Here is a 23,076-nt window from a genome sequence, read left to right as displayed (position 1 = left end):
TCATCTCGATTTTCTTATAATCACGTTCATGCTCTCTTTTAAATCCACAACAAACTTATTATAGCAAAAAACAATCCGTTATACTATGATAACAGAAAAACTGATAGGGTCAATTCCCTATCAGTTTTTCCTCTTATTCCTCATTTTCTCTTGCTTGCAACTGAACACGCTCTAAGCGTGGATTTGGACGATATTTACGTCCTGCTTTCGCTTCCGGTTTTTCGTTCAATTCTACGTTATCACCTGTGAAGCCAATATTCATTTTTAATAAGCTGCTGCCAACGCCATAAATATCAACAGGAACATTTTGTGCTTCAAACTCACGGATACGTTTTTCATCAAATCCGCCGCTCACTACGATATTTACATGCTGGAATCCTTCGTCATCTAATGCTTTACGAAGTGCAAAGATAAGAGACGGATTCACACCGCGCGGATCAAATGTACCAAGCACTTCCGGATGACGAATGAAGTATTGATCAATCATCGTACGAGATGTATCTACACGTACTCCTTTTAGCTCTGATCCAAATTCACGTGCCACGCGAAGCGCATCTGTAATCACATCGTTATTGTAATCAATTAGTACAACTAACTCATCTTCTGGGAACTTTTTATGGTATGCTTTTGCCGCTTCCACAACATCACCGTTAAACATTTGAATTAAAGCATGAGGCATTGTTCCCATGCCGCTTCTACCCCACCATTCATTCATCGCATGCGTTGCTTGCGCGCTCATGCCACCGATATAAGCCGCATAACCATCACCAGCTTGTTGCGTATAATGATCATCACGATCACCCATGAAAATAACAGGCTTCTCTTTCTCACCGCTGCGCGCAGCTTGCACAACGTTATACACATTTGTTGCAACAGAAGTACGGCGTCCTAAAATGCCATCTATTACACCTTCTAAATAGCCAAAATACTCATACGGTCCGCGAATCGTTAATACTGTTTCAAACGGATTAACCTGATCCCCATCTTTTAAAGAATAAATTTCAAGCTTTTCAGGATGCTCTGCAAATGTTTGTAATAAAGCAAGTGCTTCATCTGTTCCGCATAATACAGCATGTTCCTTTTGGAAAAACTGCATTGTTACAACGCTTCCTGGTCGAAATTCTTTAATAATATCACGAGTTTTTAAGAAATAAACCGCAGAAAACCATCCTTCACCAACGCGCTCATCAAATTTGAACGTCTTGTTTGTCAGTCGATTTATTTCACCTTGTAATTTTAATTCGATTTCTTTCATGTCGCTATACTCCCTACTTTACTATCCAGCGTTTTCTCTTAGTATACAGCAAAACCTTTTCTTATACATGTATATCCTGCATCGCAGCAAATTCATCTTCTGTAATGAGGACGTCTCTTGGTTTTGTTCCGCGTGCTTCTGAAATGATCCCTTGCGCTTCCATGTCTTCAATAAGACGAGCTGCACGGTTATACCCAATGCGGAATCTTCTCTGCACAGAAGACGTGGATGCTCCCCCTTGTTCTACAACAAATTGACATGCCTCAAAGAACAACTCATCTTCAGATTCTTGCTGTTCCGTTTTTGCCAATAAGTCTTCTTGATGGAATAAATAATTTGGCTTCATTTGACGTTTCGCATGCGCAACAGACTTTTCAATTTCTTCATCTGAAACGTATACCCCTTGCACACGAACCGGTTTTGATGTTCCATTATCTAAAAATAGCATATCACCACGGCCAAGTAATTTCTCAGCTCCGCCAATATCAATAATTGTACGTGAGTCTACTTGCGATGAAACTGTAAAAGCAATTCGCGTTGGAATGTTCGATTTAATCAATCCTGTAATAACATCTACAGATGGACGCTGCGTCGCTACTAATAAATGAATTCCACACGCTCTTGCTTTTTGGGCAATCCGGCAAATCGCTTCTTCCACATCACCCGGTGCAACCATCATTAAATCAGCCAGCTCATCAATAACAATAACGATATACGGTAACGTCTCGCCTGGAATTTCTTGTTCGTTCATAATCGTATTGTAACGCGTTAAATCACGCGCACCTGCATGTGCAAACAATTCATAACGACGTTCCATTTCATCTACTGCCCACTTTAAAGCTGCCGTCGCCGCTTTTACATCCGTAATAACCGGCGCAACAAGGTGCGGTACAGAATTGTACGGCGCAAGTTCAACCATCTTCGGATCAATTAGCATCAACTTTACTTCGTGTGGCTTCGCTTTATATAAAATACTTGTTAAAATTGCATTAATACATACGCTTTTTCCTGATCCTGTTGCCCCCGCAATTAAACCGTGCGGCATTTTTCGAATATCCGTCACAATCGGTGTTCCTGAAATATCTAGACCAAGTGCGACTGTAAGCGGTGATTCACTTTTCGTAAACACTGGGCTTCGTAAAATTTCACGAAGAAATACAGCTTTGCTCTCTTTATTCGGCACTTCAATTCCAACTGCACTTTTCCCTGGAATTGGCGCCTCAATTCGAATATCACGAGCAGCTAAATTTAATTTAATATCGTCACTTAAATTCGTAATTTTATTTACTTTCACACCAGGTTCTGGCTGCACTTCAAAACGAGTTACAGCTGGCCCTTGCGTCACATTCACCACTTTTGCACCGACATGGAAATTATGGAATGTCGTATTTAACAGCTCTTTTTGTTCCTCTAACCACTCAGCATCATGTGCCGCCGGATGACTTGGGATATTTAAAAGTGCTAATGGTGGGAACTCATACGCTGGCGGTGCCTGTAAAACGTTACGAATATCTTGTTTTGTTTCTACAACAACTCGGTGCGTCATCTCTTCTTGCACTGGTTGTTTCACTGCTGGCGATTCAATATTTTGTTTTTTTTGCTCAGTCACATTTTGTGAAGGAGCCGGTTGCGACAGCATTGCTACACGGCGCTTTTCTGCTAACATCTGTTTATCTTGCTTTAACATCACTACATTAAACGGAACGAAACGTTTCTTCTCACGTTTTGGTTCTTGCGTTGCATCTACTTTGGGCTGCCCTGTTTTTACTTTAGTCTGCTCAGCAATTGCATTTTGTTTTTCCTCTGTTTCTTCTATTAATACATTTGCAAAGGCTTGTACAGCTTGCTGTGTTTGTTCATCAGCTTTAACAGGTTCTTCACTTTGTTCATGAACGAAATTTTCAGTTACTATTGCTTCCGCTTCAAGTACTTCTTCTTGTGTATTAGACTCTTTCATTTCTGAAGATAACTCTACTGCTTCCACTTCCTTAGCTTCAAGCGGTTCTTCTGTTATTGAAGCTTCAAGTACTTCCTCTTGTATATTGGACTCTTCCATTTCTGAAGATAACTCTACTGCTTCCACTTCCTTAACTTCAAGCGGTTCTTCTGTTATTGAGGCTTCAAGTACTTCCTCTTGTATATTGGACTCTTCCATTTCTGAAGATTCTTCAACTTCTTCTGTTTCTTCTTGTACATCCGATTCTTCCATCTCTAAAGATAACTCGATTTCTTCTATTTCCTGAGACACTTCTGCTTCTTCTGTTTCTTCTTGTACATTCGATTCTTCCGTCTCTGAAGATAACTTGATTTCTTCTATTTCCTGAGACACTTCAACTTCTTCTGTTTCTTCCTGTACATCCAATTCTTCCGTCTCTAAAGATAACTCGATTTCTCCTGTTTCCTTAGATTCTTCAGCTTCAAATGTTTCTTCTTGCATAACAGCTTCTTCTATCTCTAAAAATACTTCTACTACTGCTATTTCCTCAGGCGCTTCTGCTTCTTGTGCTTCTTCTTGTACATCCAATTCTTCTGTCTCTGAAGATAACTCTACTACTTCTATTTCCTGAGGCTCTTCAACTTCTTCTGTTTCTTCTTGTACATTCGATTCTTCCGTCTCCGAAGATAACTCGATTTCTTCTATTTCCTTAGATTCTTCAGCTTCAAATGTTTCTTCTTGCATAACAGCTTCTTCTATCTCTGAAGATACTTCCACTACTTCTATTTCCTGAGACGCTTCAGCTTCTTGTGCTTCTTCTTGTATAGCAGACTCTTCCATCTCTGAAGATAACTCTACTACTTCTATTTCCTCAGGCGCTTCTGCTTGTCTTGCATAACAGACTCTTCTATTCTCTCAACTTCTTCTTTCATTTCAAATTCTGACTCTACAGCAATAGGTTCATGTAATTCATTTTCACCTTGAGCCGCAACTGCATCACGATTATGTAGCACCGTTTCATGGAATGTTGCATCATTTTGCACAGATGTAAGTTCTGCTTCATTTTTCTCTAACCATGTATCAACAACAGACTTCTTAACTTCCGCTTCAATTCGTGTAGACTCTACTTGATTTTGTTCTGGTAGAACATCTTGTGATGAATCATAAAACGCATAGCCATTCTTCTCAAACCATACATCAACAACTGCTTTTCCTTCTATTGATATCTCAATATCTTCTCGTTGTTGTTTCTTACTTTCAGTATGTTCTTGTCCCACTACTTCCGGGCGTTTATACCCAAAAATCGGAGAAACTATTTCTGTTGGACGAAACGGTCTTCGGTGACTTTCTTCTACAGAAGTAGGCTTTGCTTCCGTTACCTCTTGAATAATCGGTTCAATCTGTGTCTCTTTTTGTATTTCTTCTACTCGTCTTGATTGGCGTCTTTCTCGAATTGGTATTTCTTGTATAGCACGCTCCTCTATACGAGGCGATTTCATTGTGTTCTCCTCAAATCCTCCGTCAGGAATTAATGGAAAACGAAAATTCCTGCTCGCATGCGGCTTAGACACTTGCAGCTCATCTTCTCGTTTATTAGAGTAGTAGTTTACACGAGGAGTGTGCGAAGTAACCTTTTTCTCTACAGGAGTCTCTATTTCTCTCAATGCTGTCGCTTCATTTTCTTCCTCTTTTTTAAAAAACTTTTTCATCCAATCTAGCATGCTTACCACTCTTTCTACTAAATAGTAACACCCTTTATTGTATCAGCATTCGGCAAAAAGTGCAGATGAAATTAATTTCAAATTATTTACAGAAAAATGAAAAAGATTACAACATGAAAACGCTTTTATGTGATATGGATCGAAAAAAGTTTATCCCGCATTAACGGGCAGTAAAGGATGGAGAAAAGCTTGGAAGATAACTGCCCGTAAAAGCCCGATTGGTTCAACTAACCATCAGTGAGAAAAACGTCACTGATGGAAGTTTCACTTTATCCTTTACTTACTCGGTAACTTTCAACACTATCTGCCACACTTTGCAGTAAAGAACGTAAATAATTTACGTCTGATAGTTTTTGGTCTTCTTCTGGGTTAGACATAAATCCTAATTCTAATAAAACTCCCGGTACTTCCGCCCAATTAAATCCAGACAAATCATCACGAAATTTAATTCCGTTTACTTGTACGTTACTGTTTTCCTTCACTTTATTCACAATGAACTCAGAAGCCGTTAAACTCTCTTGATAAATGTTTTTTGTAAAAGTATTTTCTTTTGACGGCGTTAACACTGCAAAGCCTTTTTGCGCTTCATTTTCCGAACCATCTGCATGAATTCGCAAAAATAAATTCGCATGATGTTCATTGGCGATTGCCGCTCTTTCTTTATTACTCATGTTCACATCATGTGTTGTTCTTGTCATGACCACTTCAATGCCTTTTGCTTCTAACATCTCTTTTAACAGAAAAGAGGCTTCTAAATTCAATTCGTATTCTCTTTTTTTCGTCACAACACCTGTTGTTCCATCTGTTACTTTATATTTTTGTGTCGTTGCACCTGGACCAATCGGCTCTAACTCTAGGTTTGCTTTTCGCTGATGACCAGGATCAATACACACAATAAATTTTGGTTTCTCTGGTACAGGTGCCAGTGCAGGCTCTTCTTTCACTTGCTGCTCTTTCGTTTCATTGTTTTGGACAGGAGTAGATGAATGCGTTTCATCTACTTCTCTTCCTTCCTGAGGAGATTGTTCAGCTTCTTTCTTAGGTGATGTTTTTACAGTCTCCTTTGTGCACCCTATCATAGAGAATATAGCTATCATGATTACAGAAGCAATCCTTATGTACTTCATACTATCCTCCTTATCTATTGAAACAATCTTTTATTTTCCCCATAATTTCATCTATATAATTCGCAATACAAAAACCCATACCACGCGCGCTCTGCAGCATATACATTCAAGTTTTGGATATCTACGATCACCAAGATTCGGCTCATACCCAATCATACTCCAAAGAGAACAGTTCCCCCTATCATCCAGATAAAAGGCGTAAAAAAGAGTACAGTATTTAATATTAATCCAATTTTTGACCATCCATTTTTGTCTGCTTTAAAAGAAATAAATGCTAAAATAATTCCGATTGGACAAAAAAATAAAGGTAAGAAAATAGTGAGTCCTTGAAAGGTAGTTGGGATAATCTTATATACAAAATTAATAATAAGCAAAGTTAATAATATGGGTATTAAAATAGATATAACCGTTCCTATCTTGTTTACTTTCATCACAACACCGCCTTTTGTAAAAAGTTGTAATATATTCATTATTATATATTATTTAGTAATTTTTAAAAAAACTCATACATAAAAAAAATCCGTCTGCCGGACCACTTCAATACATTTTTATACAAGTTCTCTCCATATGCTTACGTTTAGAATTAAATTCAACCTCCCATGTTCCTGTATCGTGATTATAATATTCACAGTGTTGTAAAATACGATTGTCTTTCCGATGCTTAACGTATATATATGTTACGTTCTGCTCATCCTTAAATACAACCTTCGCAATGGTTCCTTCAATACGATCAGTATTCCGTTTCATGTTATATGTTGATTCTATAGAAAGAATCTCATCTTTTTTATATCCCTTCTTTTCTAAATACAACCTTGTATCTCTCTCCATTACATATTTACTAATAGGATTACCGTTAAAAGCAACGTAAAACAAAACAGCGATAGCAGCAACGATACTAAGAAGTGATATGACAATTATTTTTTTCATGCAACCCCTACCCTTAAAGTGTAATTTTACACTTTATAATATTATACAGAGGATATGTATATTCCTTTTTTAATGAAATTCTTTACGAAGAAAATATATACCCATAAAAAAATAGCCTCATTAACAATGAGACTATTTTTCATCCCGCTCTAACGGGCCATATACTTAAAATTTAAACTCTTGTCCAACTTCATAGCTATCTTCAAGTACAAGAATTCCTTTTTCTTGCGGAGCATCTGGAAGCTCTAATTCACGTGCTGAGCAAATCATACCTGAAGATGGGATACCGCGAAGCTCTGCTGGTTTAATTAACATACCGCTTGGCATTACCGCACCGATTTTCGCAACAACTACTTTTTGACCTGCGTCAACGTTTGGCGCACCGCATACGATTTGTAATGTTTCTGTATCAACTTCCACTTTACATACATTTAATTTATCCGCATTTGGATGCTTTTCTTTTTCTGCTACGTAACCAACAACAAATTTTGGTGAAAGATCTGCTTCTACTTTTTCTGTAAAATCGTTCTTCGCTAAAATTTCATTGATCTTTTCCACAAGCTCTTTCGTTAATGTAAGATTTCCTGTTTCTGTTACTTCCATATAAGAAGAAGCATTAAAAATGTTGAAGCCTGCTGTTACATTGCTTTCACGATCGAAAACGCGTGCTACATCTCCTTTACGTTCAAATGTACGGTTTTCTAATGTAATATCTTGCAGGGCAACAATTAATGTATCCCCAATACCTTCAAGGTTATAAAAAACGTTCACTTTGTTCATCCTTTCTCTTTTTCACTTCGTTCCTTCCGATTTTTCGCCAAAATAAAGATTGGTTCGAAATTACCATCTTCATATACGAATGAAAGTGATGTAATCGGAACATGACCTTCTGCAAAAAACTTCATTGTCATTTGTGCAATAATATCATAACCGATTTTGTTCACGATATCAGCAACAATTAATACATCTTGATGTGGAACTGCAACAACCATATCACCTGAAATTTGTTTACGCATCTCTCGTAATAATGAATCGTTTAAAATACGACTCGCATCATACCCATCATTTGTATTTAAGAAATAAAACGTATTTCCAGCGACTTCATCTCGCTTAAAATCAGCACTTAAAGAACGAACGTTGAACAATGCCATTTCACGTACTTGTTCTTCTGTCATCCCAAGTTTTTGCAGCAAACGCTGATCAATAAGGCGATATGTTTTATCTGAATCTAATGCATAGTAAATACGCGTTTCTGCTGTATGCTCTGTCATGACAAACGGATTTCCTTCTTCCGCTTCTTTCGGAAAGGACGTCGAACGAATAACAGGCAAAATTTTCGCCGTACTTTTTACTTCTTTATGCATCGCAACGAGCGCTTCTTCTACGTAATATACAACTTCGTCAATTGCCTTCTCTTTCTTTACCTCCCACTTCGCTACGATACCTGGAAGAGAAACAGTAATTCCCTTTTTCGTATCTGTCTGCTCAATGCGAAGTGTCTCCTTTTCACTATCGTACTGAAAATTCCACTCTGCTCTTTCAAGACGCTTCATAAGCTCGTCTTTTATCTTTTTACTCGTCATTTTCATATGATGTACCTCCCTTCCGAAAAAAACAACCTCCACATGTGAAGACAGAGGTTGTTTTTCGCATTGTAATTGGCTGGAAACGTCTTACTTTAACCCTTCAATAAACTCTTCAATTTGCTCTTGTGTTTTACGATCTTTGTTTACGTAACGACCAATTTCTTCTCCCTTATTGTAAGCGACAAAGCTTGGAATACCAAATACGTCTAATTTGATGCATAGATCGATATATTCATCACGGTCTACATAATAGAAAGAGAACTCGCTATATTTTTCTTCTACTTCCGGCATAAATGGATCGATAAAACGGCAATCCGGGCACCAGTCTGCTGAGAATAAAAAGATCACTTTCTCCTCGTTTTTCAATTCTTGAAATTGCTCCATGCTTTCTAATGATTTCATCTATAATTCCTCCCTAAAAAGAAGTATGTATTTACTAATTTAATCTTACTTTATATATAAATCCATTTTGATTTATCAACATATAAATCGCTGCCATGCAGATCAAAACATGACCTGCACTCGCTTTCTACCTTTGTTTTAACCCTTGCACGTGGCAGGAAAAGGCCCTGACCGCTTCTATGCATGGCCAGATGCTCTCGCTCATCTAAAAAGAAAGAGGGTTTTTAGGTCGTTTTTTTAATTTGTATTTATATACTACCATACATGAAGTACGGTGCAAGGTTTATGCTTCGTTTCTGTCATACATATATTGTCCAACTAATAGCTTCACAACATGCACAAACAAATCCGTTCGATCTACATAATTGTTTGTAAAAATGCCGATTGCTCCTTCATGGCTGCGAATGTCATGCCGCTTTGTATAGTCTTCCATTACTTCACTTAATTCTTTTCCTTCTTCAAGAGGTTGAATAAACTCATCTGGCAGTTTTATACGTGCTCCGCCTGCGGTAAATAGCTTGCCTTCTTTCGTTGCTAAAGCACCCCAGTTACACATAAACAAGCCGTGTTCTGTATGCATCACACCGCCTTCTAAACCAACTCCAATATCTGCTTTTCCTTCTGCTAGTGCTAATTTTGCCCGGTTACTTGCTCCTTGCAGCGTTTCTTCATCAGAAAACGGCTGCACTGACACATGAGATGGTACAGACAATGAAATCATTTCAGCATCTGGTAACACTTGCTGAACAGCATTTACTTTTGTTTTATTTTTTGATCCGACTGCTACTTTCACTGTTAAACCTCCTACTTAAAAAGAAAAGGCCGCATTTGGCCTTTTCCATATTAAACATTTTGTTTAATTGTTTCAAATGTTGTTTTATCTGTTGCTTTTACTAAATGAATCAACAATTCTTTCGCAGCTGCGTAGTCATCGATATGTAAAATTGACGCATGTGTATGAATGTAACGAGCACATACACCAATAACAGCTGATGGTACACCAGAGTTACTTGTGTGTACACGTCCTGCATCTGTACCACCTTGTGATACGAAGTATTGATACGGAATGTTATGCGTTTCTGCTGTATCTAAAATAAACTCACGAATTCCACGGTGCGTCACCATAGAACGATCATACAGACGAAGCACAGCACCTTTTCCGATTTGACCAAACTGTGTTTTATCTCCTGATGCATCGTTTGCTGGGCCTGCATCTAACGCATAAAAAATATCTGGCTGAATCATATTCGCTGCTGTTTGTGCACCGCGAAGACCGACTTCTTCTTGTACAGTTGCACCGGAATATAGCGTGTTTGGTAATTTTTCATCTTTTAACTCTTTTAACAATTCAATCGCAAGGCCGCAGCCATAACGGTTATCCCAAGCCTTCGCCATAATTTTCTTTGGATTTGCCATTGGTGTAAACGGACAAATTGGCACAATTTGTTGACCAGGTTTCACGCCAATTTCATGTGCTTCCTCTGGGCTATCTGCACCGATATCAATTAACATATTTTTTATATCCATTGGTCTCGCGCGTTGTTCGTCACTTAATAAATGAGGAGGAACAGAACCTACTACACCGATAATTGGTCCATTGTCTGTCATAATTTGTACGCGCTGCGCTAGTAACACTTGACTCCACCAGCCACCTAATGTTTGAAAACGGACCATTCCGTTTTTCGTAATTTGCGTTACCATAAAGCCAACTTCATCCATATGACCAGCTACAAGAACGCGCGGTCCATTTTCGTCACCCTTTTTTAAGCCGAAGATACTTCCTAAACGATCTTGTACAATCTCATCTGAGTATTTGCTTAGTTCTTGCTTCATAAAACGACGCACATCATGCTCAAATCCAGAAGCTCCTTGCAGCTCTGTTAACGTACGAAATAGCTCCATTGTCTCTTTATTCATCACGTTATCCTTCCTTCAATCCAATAATAGAATCACTCTTTTTATTGTAACGAAATTTTCGAAATCTTTCTAGTTTCTTCTTTTTTCATGTAAATTGATTTATAATTATGAAGATGAACTTTTTATAGAATAGAGGTGAATATATGAATTGGAAAAGCTTACTAGCTGGTGTTGGTATAGGATTTGCGGCTGGATATGTTGTTGCAAATAAAGTACAAGAACAAGCACACATTTCTTCTGAAAAAGCATTAAAAATGGTGAAACAAGCATTAAGTCATAAAGGTGAAATTACAGGTTCTTGGGTCCATATGGTCCCAGAGACGTTTGAAAAATATGATGTTACTTATGATGTATACCGCGGTGGTATTACAACGTTATTACACGATGTACAAGAACGATTTGAATTTTTAGTAGATGCAAAAACAGGTACAATTTTAGAAGTAAAAGTTGCTTAATCAAAAGGGTGCAGATTCATTTCTGCACCCTTTTAATTATCACATCAATATATCGGCGAGCCGACAATATATGACTTAAATTTACTGTTATATTCTTTCAATAATTGTTGCCGTTGACATCCCGTGTCCAATACAAATCGTAAGCAACCCGTATCTTCCATTTCTTCTTTCCAGTTCATGAAGAAGGGAAGTCATCAATTTCACACCTGTTGCTCCAAGCGGATGCCCTAATGCAATAGCACCGCCATTGACATTTACCTTATGTAAATCTGCTTCCATTTCTTTTTGCCATGCAAGAACAACGGAAGCGAATGCTTCATTAATTTCTACTAAGTCCATATCATGAATCGTTAAGTTTGATTTTTGCAGTACTTTTTTCGTTGCTGGAATAACTCCAGTAAGTCCCATTGTAGGATCTGAGCCAACAACAACTTGATTCACAATTCGCGCGCGTGCTTTATATCCTAGCTCTTTCGCTTTTTCACTGTCCATTAAAAGAATCGCTGCTGCTCCGTCACTAATTTGACTTGCATTTCCTGCTGTAATCGATCCGTTCTCCTTGAACACAGCCTTTAAATTTGCTAGTGCTTCAGGAGAAGTATTCGCCCGCGGCCCTTCATCATTTGTAACTAGTATTGCATTTCCTTCCTTATCTATTCCATTTACAGGTACAATTTCTCGCTTAAAATGACCTGCTTCTATCGCATGTAGTGCGCGTTGATGACTTTCAAAGGCATAGCTATCTAGTTGCTCTCTTGTAATTCCATATTTTTCAGCAATCATTTCTGCTGATACACCTTGATGTACAATTTCATATTTTGCATGAAGACTACTCGGAATTGTATTTGCATTGCCATCGCTTAAAATTGGCACTTTCGTCATATGCTCAACACCAGCAGCAATGGTAATATCCATATCACCAGATTTAATTTCTTGCGCCGCAAAATGGATCGCTTGTTGTCCCGAACCGCAAAGACGGTTAATCGTTACGGCAGGAACTGTAATCGGAAAGTTCGCTTCTAGCGCGGCAAGTCTACCAATATTAAAGCCTTGCTCCGCAATCGGCGTTACACATCCCATTACAATATCTTCTACGATTCCTTTTTCGATATTTGCACGTTTTGTTACTTCATTCAGTGCAACTGCTCCAAGTTGTACTGGATGAAGTTCACGAAAAGCACCGTTTCTTTTTCCAACTGGAGTACGTACCGCTTCAACAATAACGACTTCTCGATTCATATTTTCTCTCCCACTTTCCCTTTTTGATAATCATAGAACCCTTTTCCCGTTTTCCGGCCAAGATGTCCTGCCTCTACAAGTTTTACAAGTGTTTGCGGAGCGCGGAATCTATCACCAAACGCTTCGCTTAAGCCTTGACTTGCAAATAACATCGTATCTAATCCAACATAATCTGCTAACTCAAATGGACCCATTGGATAATTCAAGCCAAGTTTAATTGCTTTATCAATTTCCTCTTTACTACCTACTCCTTCTTCGTACATACGCATACACTCTAACAAATGCACCGCAATTGCTCTTGAAGTGACAAATCCTTGCACATCTTTCACAACAACTGTTTCTTTTCCAATCTCTTCTGCTAATTCTTTCACTGCTTGTATTGTATGTTCCTCTGTATCAACCCCTTTCACAATTTCAATGAGTTTCATAACAGGTGCTGGATTAAACCAATGCATCCCCACCACTTTCTCAGAGCGGTTTGTCGCGCTTGCAATCGCCGTTACACTTAATTCAGATGTATTTGTTGCAAGAATAGTAGCCTGAGAAGCATAGCTATCTAGCTGTTTAAAAATCTCTTTTTTCAACTGCAAATTTTCAGGTGCAGCTTCAATAACAAGTTCTACATCTTTACATGTTTCCTCTAACGTAATCGTAGAAACAATATTAGCTAGAATCTGCTCTTTCTCTTCTTCGTTCATACGCCCGGCTTTCACAAAGCGATCCAAACTTGTGGTAATCCCCTTATATGCCTTTTGTAAACTTTCTTCCGATACATCATACATTTTCACACACTTTCCGCCCATCGCTAATGCTTGGACAATACCGCTTCCCATAATTCCGGCACCAATTACTGCAATATTTTGAATCATCTTTTCTCCTCCCATTCCTCTTTCATTACAATCCCATACTTTTCGCGATAATACTTTTCATAATTTCGTTTGTTCCGGCATAGATCGCACTTACTGGAATATCGCGGTACCGCCTTGCAATCTCGTATTCTTCCATGTATCCATACCCGCCGTGTAGTTGCATGCACTCTGCCGCTACTTTCTTCGCAAGGTCTGTTACCCACCACTTTGCCATCGATACTTTGGTAACGATGTTTTCCCCATGCATATGTGCCCTAATACATTCATCAATAAATGTGCGGCCAATTTCAATTTCTGTATACATTTCTGCAAGTCTGAATTGAACAGTTTGAAAATCACTTATACTCTTTCCGAATGCTTTTCGCCCTTTTACATATTCCTTTGTTAAACGCAGCATCACTTCTGCTGCAGTTATGGCAGCAATCGCGACAACGAGGCGCTCTTGCTGCAATTTGTCCATTAAATAATAAAAACCTTTTCCTTCTTCTCCTAACAAATTAGAGGCAGGAACTTTCACATCTTCAAAAATAAGTTCTGCTGTATCTTGGCTATGTAATCCAACCTTTTCTAATTTTTTCCCTCTTTTAAATCCTTCCATTCCTCTCTCTAAAACAAGCAAACTCATTCCTTTATGAGCTGGCTTTACAGTAGAATCCGTCTTACAAACAACAACGACTAAATCTGCATGAATACCATTTGTAATGAATGTTTTTTCTCCGTTTACAACATAATGATCCCCTTCTTTGCGCGCCGTTGTGCGAATACTAGCTAAATCAGAACCTGCTCCCGGCTCTGTCATCGCAATTGCGGTAATGTATTCACCGCTCACACATTTTGGAAGCCAACGTTTCTTTTGTTCTTCTGTTCCATATGCTGTTAAATAAGGAACGACAATATCATTATGGAGACTAATTCCTACTAAACTAGAACCAACCTTTTCTAACTCTTCATTTATCACAGCTGAATATCCAAAATCAGCGCCGGCTCCGCCGTATTTCTCCTCTACCATCGAACAAAGAAAGCCATTTTGGCCCATCTTTTTCCATAAGGAACGCGGAATAATGCCGTCTTTCTCCCATTGGTTATAGTGCGGATACGCTTCCTTTTCTAAAAATTTACGGAAGGCATCACGGAAAATGTGATGCTCCTCCTCCAAATATGCATGCTTCATCGTATTCTCTCCTTATTTTTTCACCTCTGCTCCTTCACTACGTATAATAAACTTTTGAATTTTCCCGCTCGCATTTCTCGGTAACTGCTCGGTAAATACATACTTGCGCGGGCGTTTATAATCAGCGAGTTTATCGCTCTGTTTACAATATTCATCTAACATTTCTTCTGTAAGAGACCCGTCCTTCGAAACAACATACGCAACGACACGCTGCCCCCATAACTCATCCTTCTCTCCTAGCACCGCAACATCTAAAACACCGTCATGCGTATACAAAAAATCCTCTACTTCACGCGGATAAATATTCTCACCGCCGCTCACGACCATATCATCGACGCGGTCTGCAACGTATAAATACCCATCGCTATCTACATACCCTAAATCGCCTGAATGATACCACCCTTTATATAAAGCCTTTTCTGTCGCTTCTTTATTGTTGTAATACCCTGCCATTACACACGAACCTCTTATAATAATTTCTCCAATTTCATATGGAAGTAATACATCATCCGGTTCAGACGGTCCATCGTCGTTCGGACGGACAATGCGAATTTCATGATTATACCCAGCCTTTCCTGCCGAACCAACTTTCGAAAGCTGCTCATGCTCACGTAAAAACGTAACGGCTGGTCCCATCTCTGTCATTCCGTAAGCTTGTACTAATGAAACATTCAATTTTGCATCGCAAGCTTTCACAAGTGCAGGTGCCATCGACGCCGCTCCATATAAACCGTATTGAAGTGAGGATAAATCATACTGTGACAAATCTTCTTGCAGTATCATATTCCACATTGTCGGTGCCGCAAACATAACAGTCACCTTTTCACTTTGAACTGTCTCTAAGACAAGCTTTGCATCAAAGTGATGAAGAATGATATTTGTTGCACCGCTATGTACTCTCGGAATAAAGCAGCAATGCAGCTCCGCGCAATGAAACATCGGCGCTGTTACAAGGCCGCGGCTATTTTCCGTGTAATGTAAATAGGCAACGCCCATCAAGCTTTGATCAATAATCTCTCGGTGACGATGAAGCACACCTTTTGGATAACCCGTTGTTCCGCTTGTATACATAATGGAACAAATATCATCTTCTTTTACTTCTATTTTTTCAAAATGTGGCGTGGCACTTGATATTTTTTCTTCATAAGAAATAGAAAACGTTGGCTGATCTTGATCAATGTACCAAAACTGAATGTGAGGAAATTGTGTATGAATGCTTTGTACTTGGGAGGATAATTGCTGTTCAAAAAGTACGATTTTAGGAGAAGCGTCTTCTAATATATAAGCAAGTTCTTGCGGCTTTAACCGAAAATTAATTGGATTGAATACAGCCCCAATTTTTGCACAGGCAAAACATGTCGTTGCCAGCGCACTACTATTAAAAAGAAATGTCGAAACGCGGTCACCCTTTCGTATCCCGCTTTGTTGAAGTGCATGGGCAAGTTTGTTTACCTGCTCGTTCCACTCTGCATACGTCCAGCGAACCTGTTTTTCCGGCTCAACAATTGCTTCCTTATTCGGATAACTTCCAACCGTTAATTCCAGCAGCTTCCCAATCGTCATATACACGATACATTTCCCCTCCTTATTCATTAAAACGCTTTCATTTTTTCGTTATCTTCTTTTAAAAAATGGACTAGCTTGGGGTTATTATAACAATTTTCAGAATGTTTTAGAAACGAACATTTCGACAAATAGTTACAACAAAATCGTTGGACAGCTACTTCCAAAGAAAAAGGAGAGCATTCTTTGCTCTCCTTTTTCTACACCTATTCGTATTAGTAGAATAATCCACACTATTAGTTTAACCGAACAACTTTATCTTCCGCTAATCGTCTTTCTTTTTTAGGAGAATAACTAATCCCCACAAACACTAGAAAAATTCCGAGAATCTGATAGACATCAGGATGGTAATTCAAAATAGTAACATCCAGTAAGATTGCAACAATCGGATCAATAAAGACTAAAATAGCAATGGTTTGAGCCTTTAATTCTCGCAAACTACTGAAAAACAAATAAAATACGAATCCTGTATGAATAAATCCTGTAACAAGGATATAGAACCAATTTTCAGTGGTAAGATGCATAAACTTTGACCAATCTACGAATGGAATCAGCATTACAACACCAAGGCTCGTTTGCATGAAAGTTGCTAACAGCGGGCTAAGTGTTTGAATTCCCTTTCCCGTGATGGAAGTAAGCGCATAGAAAAATGCTGCCGCGAATGCCCACAAAACACCTGTGGACAAAAATTCAGCAACAGTTGTATGTTGATGAATCCCTCCAACTAATAATGTGCCAACAAAGCAAATAAAGAAAAAAAGTAAACCTGTTCCTGTTATTTTTTCTTTAAAAATCATAGAACCTAATAAAAGCACAATAACAGGTGCTAAATGATAAATCGATATCGCTACAGTAATGGGCATAACTTCAATGGACCGAAAGAAAAAGATCCAGTTTACGATAAGAAACACACCGCATAGTAAGGCAAGTAAGTACTCCCGGCGCGGAATAGAATTGTTCTGCTGCTGTTTCGTTGTTAATGTGCGAAATCCCCATATTGCTCCTAACATCATACTTGCACAGAGACACCGTACAAAAACCAATTCAATCGATGGAAGACCCGTTTTTATCGAAAATAGACCGATGGAACCAAATAGAGCCATCGAGACGGCAAACTTTAATTTTGCATACATCTAATTCCCCTCCAAAGTCGTTATAATGATAACGACTCTTGTTTTATGATAAAAAACAGCTCTATACTAAGCTGTTTTTTCCTGTCATGACATGAATTAAATCTTCCCTCGTCTTCCATAGCCCCTCTAGCTTTTCAGGACCGTATGCAGTTGTAATCTCTTCTACCATAATGTCGTGCCTAATATATTCAGTAGCAATCAAAACGAGAGCTGGGTCAGTTGACTTCACAGCCCATTCTGAACCCCTATCGCTAAACTTAGCAATTAAAGCTTCTTCTTCATCTCGAATAAGAATCGTTAAATACCCGCCCATACGTTTACTCACAATGTCTGGTGCCATGTAGTTGTGATGATACGTGTGCCCCAGCGTCTTATCTTCAGCTCCAAACAAAACTGTAAAAATGGGGATCGTTCCTTCTTTCTCTCGAACAGCTTTTTCAATGTCTTTCACAATAGGAGACCAAATGGATAACCAGAGTTCTTTGTTTGCATCTCGAATCATCGAAAGCATTTCTTGAACAATATGTTCATACTGAACAATTCTAGTCACAACGTCCACTTTCTGATCACTTTCTAACGTTGTGAGGGACGATTCTAGCACTTCTAATGATGTATTCATCTCTTCTTTCAGACGAGCGAGCAACTGTTTCGGTTCAACAGGTTTATAGACAATGGGATCAGAAGGAACAGTTTGAATCGCTCCTTTATCAAGCAGCTTTCCCAATACCTCATAAATCATTGAGCGCGGGACGCCAGAACGCTTACTTAATTCATAGCCAGTGATGGCGGGTGATTTCAATAAACCTATATATGCCTTACACTCGTATTTTGAGAATCCATGTTTTTGCAATTCGATAATTGCTTTCTCTTCCATAAGCCCTCCTGATAGTAGTTATTGTATTAACTACTATAAAACATCCATGATTAAATGTCTATATTTTCAGAATTATCATTCAAAATACAAAAGTACCGGTTAGCAAAGACCGATACTTTTCGTTTACTCATATGGGTTATCTTTTCATTCGCTTCATGTTTGCTTATTCAAATTTTACTCCATTACACTTCGCTCGGTACTTCTACTTCTTCACGTTCTAATTTTTCTACCATGCGCCCCTCTTCGTCCCATTTCACCGCACGGTAATATGCATCGTGATAGAAAGTAAACCACGCTTTCTGCTCTGCGCCATATTTCATCCATTTTTGTTTATTCTCAATTGACGTCATTGGATAATCATCATACGCCATGACCCACAATACATTTTGATGCGCATGCGTTGGCATTAGGTCTGCTAAATGCAGTAATGTTTCATTTTGACTTTGTGCAACGACAACCGCATGTCCATCGCTATGTCCGCCTGTATGAACCATTCGAATTTCATCTGTAACGTTTACTTCTTCCATAAACAGATGTACTTGATGTACAATTGGCTCCCAATTTTCTTTCCAATATGTATTGCGTGAGCGGATATTCGGATTTCTCATTTCGTCCCATTCTGTTTGTGATACATATATTTTTGCATTTGGAAACGTCGGGACAAGCTTTTCCCCTTCCCATTTCGTTAAACCAGATGCATGATCAAAATGAAGATGCGTCATAAGAATATACTGAATATCTTCCGCTTTCAAACCAAGTTGAGCGAGCGATTGTTCAACAGATGACTCTTCAGTCACCCCTTGATTTCGCTTCATTTTCTCATTCATTTTATTGTTGCCTATCCCGGAATCTATGAGCATATTTCCATCTTTCGTTTGCAGCAGTAATGGATCTGTTCGTAAATAAATTTGATTTTTATCGTTATGGCTATATTTTCGTGACCAAAGGGATTTCGGCACAACACCAAACATCGCCCCGCCGTCTAAATGCGTATTTCCTCCCTGCAACCATGTCACTTGTATATCTCCAATTTGTAAATGTTCCATTTTTTGTATGCCCCCTTTCATTCCATATTATCACACAATTCAGAAAAGGTGGTTTACTAGAAGGAAATGAAGTAAAATTTATGGAACAAGAGCAGTCGAAAAGACTGCTCTTGTTTTTTGAAATAGGAAATATTGAGTTTTTAGAATTCCTAAACATACAAAGCTATTAAAATGTTTATATTTCTGTTTCTATAAGGGCATTTCAAACCTTTTTACATAATAGTTTTTATATCAGATCCTCATAGCAAGCTGATTCACTCCCTTAACATAAGTTATATAAAAGTCATAATAATAGATGTACATTCCATTTCTAAAAGGAATGATTAGTCCTAACGAAGATGCCTTGTTCACCTAACAGCACTGAACCTGTCATTCCTTTTTCCCTCATTGGCTTATGAAATTCTTAACTATTTGTTTTCTCCTACTAGCTATATCAATTAACCCTTTTTATATGCAAAAAAAGAATCGAGACGTAATCGAGGATAAAAAAGCTCATTCACTAACGAGCTGTTATGCGCAAGAAATAAGATGAATGGGGAATTATAATATCGTTTCCTAATATTTCACTATACATCTAAAGGAGAGTTAATCTATGCATAAGTGGAAATATATTATAATTACTTTTTTAGTTGCTGTTATAATTTATAATTTTACTTCAGCCCCCTCAATTCAAGCGACGGCGAACTCTTCTTCTCCGAATTACAATCATTCAACAAATCATTTACCGCAGCAAGTAAACTGGAAACTAGTTGAGAAAGCAATGGGACAATCAGGTGTGATGAAGCCAGGTGAAGTCTTTTATATCAGCCTTCCACGTAATGATTTACAAGTAAATGTCCAAGGAATACCAATCCGGCCTAGTTTAGCCTTGGGAGGCTGGACAGCTTTTAAACAAATGGGTAATCAAACGATGGTTATGGGTGATTTAGTTCTTACGGAAAATGAAGTTCAACCTGTCATGAATCAACTTTTTCATCAAGGAATTCAAGTTTCTGCTCTACATAATCATTTGCTGGGAGAGTCACCGCGTATTATGTACTTGCACGTTAAGGGATATGGTGATCCAGTTCAATTAGCTAAAGCGATTAGATCGGCAATGGAACTAACAACAATACCATGGGACAATAAATTACCGAATGATTCGCATGCCTTTTCCATTGATAAGCAGAAGCTTGATAAAATATTTAGACATAAAGGTACAGTTAGTGGTGGTGTTTATCACGTAAGTATTCCCCGGTTGGAAAAAATCATGGAAAATGGCATGGAAATCCCTCCTGCTATGGGGGTAGCAACAGCAATCCATTTTCAGCCGACGAAAAATGGTAAAGCAGCCATAACTGGTGATTTTGTACTTACTGCTGAAGAAGTAAATCCTGTTGCGAGTACGTTACGTAAGCATGGTATTGAAGTAACTGCTTTACATAATCACATGTTAACCGAGAATCCCCGACTGTTTTTTATGCATTTTTGGGCAAATGACAATCCAATCAAATTAGCTAAAGCACTGCGTGAAGCTATAAACAAAACTCATAGTATGTAGACTGTTTAGTTCAAATGCTAAATGGGATTTCAATTAGAAAAACAGATAAAGTGAAACTTCCATCAGTGGGGGTTTTCTTCATCCCCCACTGATGGTTAGTTGAACTAATCGGGCTTTTACGGGCAGTTATCCCTCACCTATCCATCCTCTTAATCTTGAGGTGGGGGGGCTTACTGCCCGTTAATGCGGGATAAATTCATAAAAACCGCTATTCTCTCTGTATGTTCCACAAAAGAATAGCGTTTTTTTATGATAAATACAAACTCGTTTTAATCTACTAAATTAAAGTATGCCCGCCTTCAACATGAAGAACCGTTCCTGTAACAAAACCATTCTGCATTGCATATAGTACAGCTTGTGCTACATCTTCAGCTTGACCTACTCGCCTTGCAGGAAGTTTATTTCCTAAGTCAGTGTAGAATTTGTTGCGCGCTTCTTTTGGCATTTTACTACGTGACGGCGTATCAATAATTCCAGGAGAGACAACATTTACACGAATAGGAGCAAGCTCTAACGCTAACGTTTGGCCAAGGTTAGAAACGGCTGCATTGACTGCACCGAGCGTTGCCGACCCAATCATAGATTTATAAGCGACAACTCCGGAAAATAAAGTGATGGATCCATTCTCAGCAACCTTTGGTGCACCATATTTCGCTGAATAAAATTGTCCCCAAAATTTGTTTTCAAACAACTGACGTGCTTCGGCTGCATCTGTTTCAATAAAAGAACCCCCGGATGTTTCTGCCGCTGTAACAACTAAATGATTAATTGTACCTACTTGTTCAAAAAAGGACTGAACTTGCTGTTCTTGTGTCGTATCAAGCTTATAAGCAGTCACGCTTCTTCCTAACTGATCCGTCGCTCTCTGCAACTTTTCCTCTGAACGACTAGCAATGATAACTTCAGCTCCTTGCAAGAGTGCAAGTCTCGCTGTTTCTAAACCAATACCAGAACTTCCACCAATAATTACAATCTTTTTATTACTTAACATGTTCATTTCCCCCAGTTTTTCTTGTTTTGTTTTGCTGAGATTATTGTATTTTCAAAACTTTCTTTTTGGAAGTAGTGATATTTAATTCACATAGTTACATTTTAGAAAGTTTCTTTTTTGGCAAGAAATGTACGCATAGAAAAATTATCTTCCATAATAAAAAAAGACCATGGAGGTCTTTTTTATCTACTTTTAAATCATTTTATAAAGTTAATCCAAATCGCTTTAATTCAATGAAAATATGTTCTAAACGTTTTCCTTTGTCCGTTAATGTGTATTCGACACGCGGTGGAACCTCTGGGTATACCGTTCTTTTCACAATTCCTTGCACTTCAAGTTCCTTCAAACGAAGTGAGAGGGTTTTCGGGCTAATTCCATCCATCGATTTTTGTAAATCGCTAAATCGCATCGTTCCTTCAATAAGAAGATCTCGAATGATTAAAAAAGTCCACTTTGTTCCGATCACGTCGAGTGTTTTCGCAATGGGACAAATTTGCCCTGGTGTTCCTTTTGTTAATTCAATTGGATCCATGCTACTCATAGAAACACACTCCTAAAAATTTTTTGACTGATTTCCTTCATGCTATCACAATTCTATCCTTACGGTAACTATATGAAATAAATATCACTACTTTCCAAAAGAAATCAACTATACATACAATATCAATAGCGACTAAACGCTATTTCTAAACTAAGGGGGATAAATAAAATGAAAAATATACTAATTATCAATGGTCATCAAACATACAGATCAGCAGAAGGAAAACTAAACAAAACATTAACAGACAACATGGTGAATATATTAAGTCCCGAGAATCATGTACAAACAACAGTGATTCAAAACGGATATGATATCGAAGAAGAACAAAACAAGTTTTTATGGGCGGATATTGTAATCTACCAAACACCTATTTATTGGTTCAATGTGCCAGGATCACTGAAAACATATATGGATGAAGTGTATGCTTACGGATTATTTTTCAAAGGATCCGAGCAATACGGCAGAGGTGGATTATTAACCGATAAACACTATATGTTTTCGACTACATGGAACGCTCCCGAAAAAACATTTAACGATCCAGCACAATTCTTTGGAGGAAAAAGCTTAGAAGAAGCACTGAGTCATTTGCATCGAACACAAGAATTTATCGGTATGAAACCGTTAAAGAGCTTCGCTTGCTATAATGTAATAAAGAACCCTGATGTTGATAAATTTGTATCTGAACTAAATACACATCTAGAAGAAGTATTACCACTTTAATTTACTTTCACATTAGAAAAGCCCCCTTCAGATCTTCTGAAGGGGGCTTGCAAATCATAATCC

The 23,076-nt window shown here is 38.3% G+C and carries 23 protein-coding genes; 3 read left to right on the top strand and 20 right to left on the bottom strand.

Annotated features, from left to right (window positions below; all coding sequences use genetic code 11):
- Window positions 1-133: 133 nt before the first annotated feature.
- The 11 genes from ACTDJC_RS00580 to ACTDJC_RS00530 all read right to left on the bottom strand — a co-directional run bounded on the left by ACTDJC_RS00580 (window position 134) and on the right by ACTDJC_RS00530 (window position 10,871).
- Window positions 134-1,255 (bottom strand): nicotinate phosphoribosyltransferase, encoded by a 1,122-nt coding sequence (locus ACTDJC_RS00580; RefSeq protein WP_440602423.1) that lies wholly within the window; start codon window positions 1,253-1,255, stop codon window positions 134-136.
- A 61-nt stretch (window positions 1,256-1,316) separates the two neighbouring features.
- Window positions 1,317-4,031 carry a DNA translocase FtsK gene (locus tag ACTDJC_RS00575; RefSeq protein WP_440602422.1) on the bottom strand — a complete coding sequence of 905 codons (2,715 nt, stop codon included), beginning with the start codon at window positions 4,029-4,031 and terminating at the stop codon, window positions 1,317-1,319.
- Window positions 4,032-4,054: 23 nt separating this feature from the next.
- Window positions 4,055-4,912, bottom strand: coding sequence for a hypothetical protein (locus tag ACTDJC_RS00570; protein WP_440602421.1), 858 nt, complete (start codon window positions 4,910-4,912; stop codon window positions 4,055-4,057).
- A gap of 269 nt (window positions 4,913-5,181) precedes the next feature.
- Entirely contained in the window at window positions 5,182-6,039 is an 858-nt protein-coding gene (locus ACTDJC_RS00565) for an N-acetylmuramoyl-L-alanine amidase family protein (RefSeq protein ID WP_440602420.1), read from the bottom strand.
- A gap of 152 nt (window positions 6,040-6,191) precedes the next feature.
- Window positions 6,192-6,473, bottom strand: a complete 282-nt coding sequence (locus ACTDJC_RS00560; RefSeq protein WP_440602767.1) for a hypothetical protein — start codon at window positions 6,471-6,473, stop codon at window positions 6,192-6,194.
- A gap of 103 nt (window positions 6,474-6,576) precedes the next feature.
- Window positions 6,577-6,966 (bottom strand): DUF3139 domain-containing protein, encoded by a 390-nt coding sequence (locus tag ACTDJC_RS00555; protein ID WP_440602419.1) that lies wholly within the window; start codon window positions 6,964-6,966, stop codon window positions 6,577-6,579.
- 165 nt (window positions 6,967-7,131) lie between these two features.
- Complete coding sequence (ytpR, locus tag ACTDJC_RS00550) at window positions 7,132-7,746, bottom strand: YtpR family tRNA-binding protein (RefSeq protein WP_440602418.1); 615 nt, start codon at window positions 7,744-7,746, stop codon at window positions 7,132-7,134.
- Window positions 7,743-8,555, bottom strand: coding sequence for a DUF1444 domain-containing protein (locus ACTDJC_RS00545; RefSeq protein ID WP_440602417.1), 813 nt, complete (start codon window positions 8,553-8,555; stop codon window positions 7,743-7,745). Before ACTDJC_RS00545 ends, ytpR begins: the two co-directional genes overlap by 4 nt.
- Window positions 8,556-8,639: 84 nt before the next feature.
- Complete coding sequence (locus tag ACTDJC_RS00540) at window positions 8,640-8,954, bottom strand: thioredoxin family protein (RefSeq protein ID WP_090918897.1); 315 nt, start codon at window positions 8,952-8,954, stop codon at window positions 8,640-8,642.
- A 283-nt stretch (window positions 8,955-9,237) separates the two neighbouring features.
- Window positions 9,238-9,747 carry a DUF84 family protein gene (locus ACTDJC_RS00535; RefSeq protein WP_440602416.1) on the bottom strand — a complete coding sequence of 170 codons (510 nt, stop codon included), beginning with the start codon at window positions 9,745-9,747 and terminating at the stop codon, window positions 9,238-9,240.
- 50 nt (window positions 9,748-9,797) lie between these two features.
- Window positions 9,798-10,871, bottom strand: a complete 1,074-nt coding sequence (locus tag ACTDJC_RS00530) for a M42 family metallopeptidase (protein WP_098306794.1) — start codon at window positions 10,869-10,871, stop codon at window positions 9,798-9,800.
- A gap of 143 nt (window positions 10,872-11,014) precedes the next feature.
- On the opposite strand from ACTDJC_RS00530, the gene ACTDJC_RS00525 reads away from it, so the two are divergent.
- Window positions 11,015-11,326 carry a PepSY domain-containing protein gene (locus ACTDJC_RS00525; RefSeq protein ID WP_098306792.1) on the top strand — a complete coding sequence of 104 codons (312 nt, stop codon included), beginning with the start codon at window positions 11,015-11,017 and terminating at the stop codon, window positions 11,324-11,326.
- Window positions 11,327-11,413: 87 nt separating this feature from the next.
- Here the strand turns inward: ACTDJC_RS00525 and ACTDJC_RS00520 are convergent, their stop codons facing one another.
- The 7 genes from ACTDJC_RS00520 to ACTDJC_RS00490 all read right to left on the bottom strand — a co-directional run bounded on the left by ACTDJC_RS00520 (window position 11,414) and on the right by ACTDJC_RS00490 (window position 19,221).
- Window positions 11,414-12,565, bottom strand: a complete 1,152-nt coding sequence (locus tag ACTDJC_RS00520; protein ID WP_098306790.1) for a thiolase family protein — start codon at window positions 12,563-12,565, stop codon at window positions 11,414-11,416.
- The gene (locus tag ACTDJC_RS00515; RefSeq protein WP_440602415.1) at window positions 12,562-13,434 is read right to left on the bottom strand and encodes a 3-hydroxyacyl-CoA dehydrogenase family protein; all 873 of its coding nucleotides are present in this window, start codon (window positions 13,432-13,434) and stop codon (window positions 12,562-12,564) included. Before ACTDJC_RS00515 ends, ACTDJC_RS00520 begins: the two co-directional genes overlap by 4 nt.
- Window positions 13,435-13,459: 25 nt before the next feature.
- On the bottom strand, window positions 13,460-14,605 hold the full coding sequence (locus ACTDJC_RS00510) for an acyl-CoA dehydrogenase family protein (RefSeq protein WP_440602414.1): 1,146 nt from the start codon (window positions 14,603-14,605) through the stop codon (window positions 13,460-13,462).
- A gap of 12 nt (window positions 14,606-14,617) precedes the next feature.
- Window positions 14,618-16,174 (bottom strand): fatty acid--CoA ligase, encoded by a 1,557-nt coding sequence (locus ACTDJC_RS00505; protein ID WP_440602413.1) that lies wholly within the window; start codon window positions 16,172-16,174, stop codon window positions 14,618-14,620.
- Window positions 16,175-16,404: 230 nt separating this feature from the next.
- The gene (locus ACTDJC_RS00500; RefSeq protein ID WP_440602412.1) at window positions 16,405-17,301 is read right to left on the bottom strand and encodes a DMT family transporter; all 897 of its coding nucleotides are present in this window, start codon (window positions 17,299-17,301) and stop codon (window positions 16,405-16,407) included.
- A gap of 61 nt (window positions 17,302-17,362) precedes the next feature.
- The gene (locus ACTDJC_RS00495) at window positions 17,363-18,175 is read right to left on the bottom strand and encodes a TrmB family transcriptional regulator (protein WP_440602411.1); all 813 of its coding nucleotides are present in this window, start codon (window positions 18,173-18,175) and stop codon (window positions 17,363-17,365) included.
- Window positions 18,176-18,357: 182 nt separating this feature from the next.
- Complete coding sequence (locus ACTDJC_RS00490) at window positions 18,358-19,221, bottom strand: YtnP family quorum-quenching lactonase (RefSeq protein ID WP_440602410.1); 864 nt, start codon at window positions 19,219-19,221, stop codon at window positions 18,358-18,360.
- Between the two features lie 592 nt (window positions 19,222-19,813).
- On the opposite strand from ACTDJC_RS00490, the gene ACTDJC_RS00485 reads away from it, so the two are divergent.
- The gene (locus ACTDJC_RS00485; RefSeq protein ID WP_440602409.1) at window positions 19,814-20,761 is read left to right on the top strand and encodes a DUF1259 domain-containing protein; all 948 of its coding nucleotides are present in this window, start codon (window positions 19,814-19,816) and stop codon (window positions 20,759-20,761) included.
- 277 nt (window positions 20,762-21,038) lie between these two features.
- Here the strand turns inward: ACTDJC_RS00485 and ACTDJC_RS00480 are convergent, their stop codons facing one another.
- Both ACTDJC_RS00480 and ACTDJC_RS00475 read right to left on the bottom strand, forming a co-directional pair.
- Window positions 21,039-21,752, bottom strand: a complete 714-nt coding sequence (locus ACTDJC_RS00480) for an SDR family oxidoreductase (RefSeq protein ID WP_440602408.1) — start codon at window positions 21,750-21,752, stop codon at window positions 21,039-21,041.
- A 202-nt stretch (window positions 21,753-21,954) separates the two neighbouring features.
- Entirely contained in the window at window positions 21,955-22,293 is a 339-nt protein-coding gene (locus tag ACTDJC_RS00475; RefSeq protein WP_098306770.1) for a winged helix-turn-helix transcriptional regulator, read from the bottom strand.
- 168 nt (window positions 22,294-22,461) lie between these two features.
- On the opposite strand from ACTDJC_RS00475, the gene ACTDJC_RS00470 reads away from it, so the two are divergent.
- The gene (locus ACTDJC_RS00470; protein WP_440602407.1) at window positions 22,462-23,013 is read left to right on the top strand and encodes an NAD(P)H-dependent oxidoreductase; all 552 of its coding nucleotides are present in this window, start codon (window positions 22,462-22,464) and stop codon (window positions 23,011-23,013) included.
- Window positions 23,014-23,076: the final 63 nt, after the last annotated feature.

The sequence above is a fragment of the Bacillus sp. GB_SG_008 genome (genome assembly GCF_052038115.1).
GTDB lineage: Bacteria > Bacillota > Bacilli > Bacillales > Bacillaceae_G > Bacillus_A > Bacillus_A rhizoplanae.
Note: the sequence above shows the minus strand (reverse complement) of the source record. Positions and strands in the feature narration are given on the sequence as shown.

Bases quoted from the DNA above. Each gene is read 5' to 3' on its own strand.
- ACTDJC_RS00580 (WP_440602423.1), bottom strand. From the start codon at position 1,255: ATGAAAGAAATCGAATTAAAATTACAAGGTGAAATAAATCGACTGACA.
- ACTDJC_RS00575 (WP_440602422.1), bottom strand. From the start codon at position 4,031: ATGGAAGAGTCTGCTATACAAGAAGAAGCACAAGAAGCTGAAGCGTCT.
- ACTDJC_RS00570 (WP_440602421.1), bottom strand. From the start codon at position 4,912: ATGCTAGATTGGATGAAAAAGTTTTTTAAAAAAGAGGAAGAAAATGAA.
- ACTDJC_RS00565 (WP_440602420.1), bottom strand. From the start codon at position 6,039: ATGAAGTACATAAGGATTGCTTCTGTAATCATGATAGCTATATTCTCT.
- ACTDJC_RS00555 (WP_440602419.1), bottom strand. From the start codon at position 6,966: ATGAAAAAAATAATTGTCATATCACTTCTTAGTATCGTTGCTGCTATC.
- ytpR (WP_440602418.1), bottom strand. From the start codon at position 7,746: ATGAACAAAGTGAACGTTTTTTATAACCTTGAAGGTATTGGGGATACA.
- ACTDJC_RS00545 (WP_440602417.1), bottom strand. From the start codon at position 8,555: ATGAAAATGACGAGTAAAAAGATAAAAGACGAGCTTATGAAGCGTCTT.
- ACTDJC_RS00540 (WP_090918897.1), bottom strand. From the start codon at position 8,954: ATGAAATCATTAGAAAGCATGGAGCAATTTCAAGAATTGAAAAACGAG.
- ACTDJC_RS00530 (WP_098306794.1), bottom strand. From the start codon at position 10,871: ATGAATAAAGAGACAATGGAGCTATTTCGTACGTTAACAGAGCTGCAA.
- ACTDJC_RS00525 (WP_098306792.1), top strand. From the start codon at position 11,015: ATGAATTGGAAAAGCTTACTAGCTGGTGTTGGTATAGGATTTGCGGCT.
- ACTDJC_RS00520 (WP_098306790.1), bottom strand. From the start codon at position 12,565: ATGAATCGAGAAGTCGTTATTGTTGAAGCGGTACGTACTCCAGTTGGA.
- ACTDJC_RS00515 (WP_440602415.1), bottom strand. From the start codon at position 13,434: ATGATTCAAAATATTGCAGTAATTGGTGCCGGAATTATGGGAAGCGGT.
- ACTDJC_RS00510 (WP_440602414.1), bottom strand. From the start codon at position 14,605: ATGAAGCATGCATATTTGGAGGAGGAGCATCACATTTTCCGTGATGCC.
- ACTDJC_RS00500 (WP_440602412.1), bottom strand. From the start codon at position 17,301: ATGTATGCAAAATTAAAGTTTGCCGTCTCGATGGCTCTATTTGGTTCC.
- ACTDJC_RS00495 (WP_440602411.1), bottom strand. From the start codon at position 18,175: ATGGAAGAGAAAGCAATTATCGAATTGCAAAAACATGGATTCTCAAAA.
- ACTDJC_RS00490 (WP_440602410.1), bottom strand. From the start codon at position 19,221: ATGGAACATTTACAAATTGGAGATATACAAGTGACATGGTTGCAGGGA.
- ACTDJC_RS00485 (WP_440602409.1), top strand. From the start codon at position 19,814: ATGCATAAGTGGAAATATATTATAATTACTTTTTTAGTTGCTGTTATA.
- ACTDJC_RS00480 (WP_440602408.1), bottom strand. From the start codon at position 21,752: ATGTTAAGTAATAAAAAGATTGTAATTATTGGTGGAAGTTCTGGTATT.
- ACTDJC_RS00475 (WP_098306770.1), bottom strand. From the start codon at position 22,293: ATGAGTAGCATGGATCCAATTGAATTAACAAAAGGAACACCAGGGCAA.
- ACTDJC_RS00470 (WP_440602407.1), top strand. From the start codon at position 22,462: ATGAAAAATATACTAATTATCAATGGTCATCAAACATACAGATCAGCA.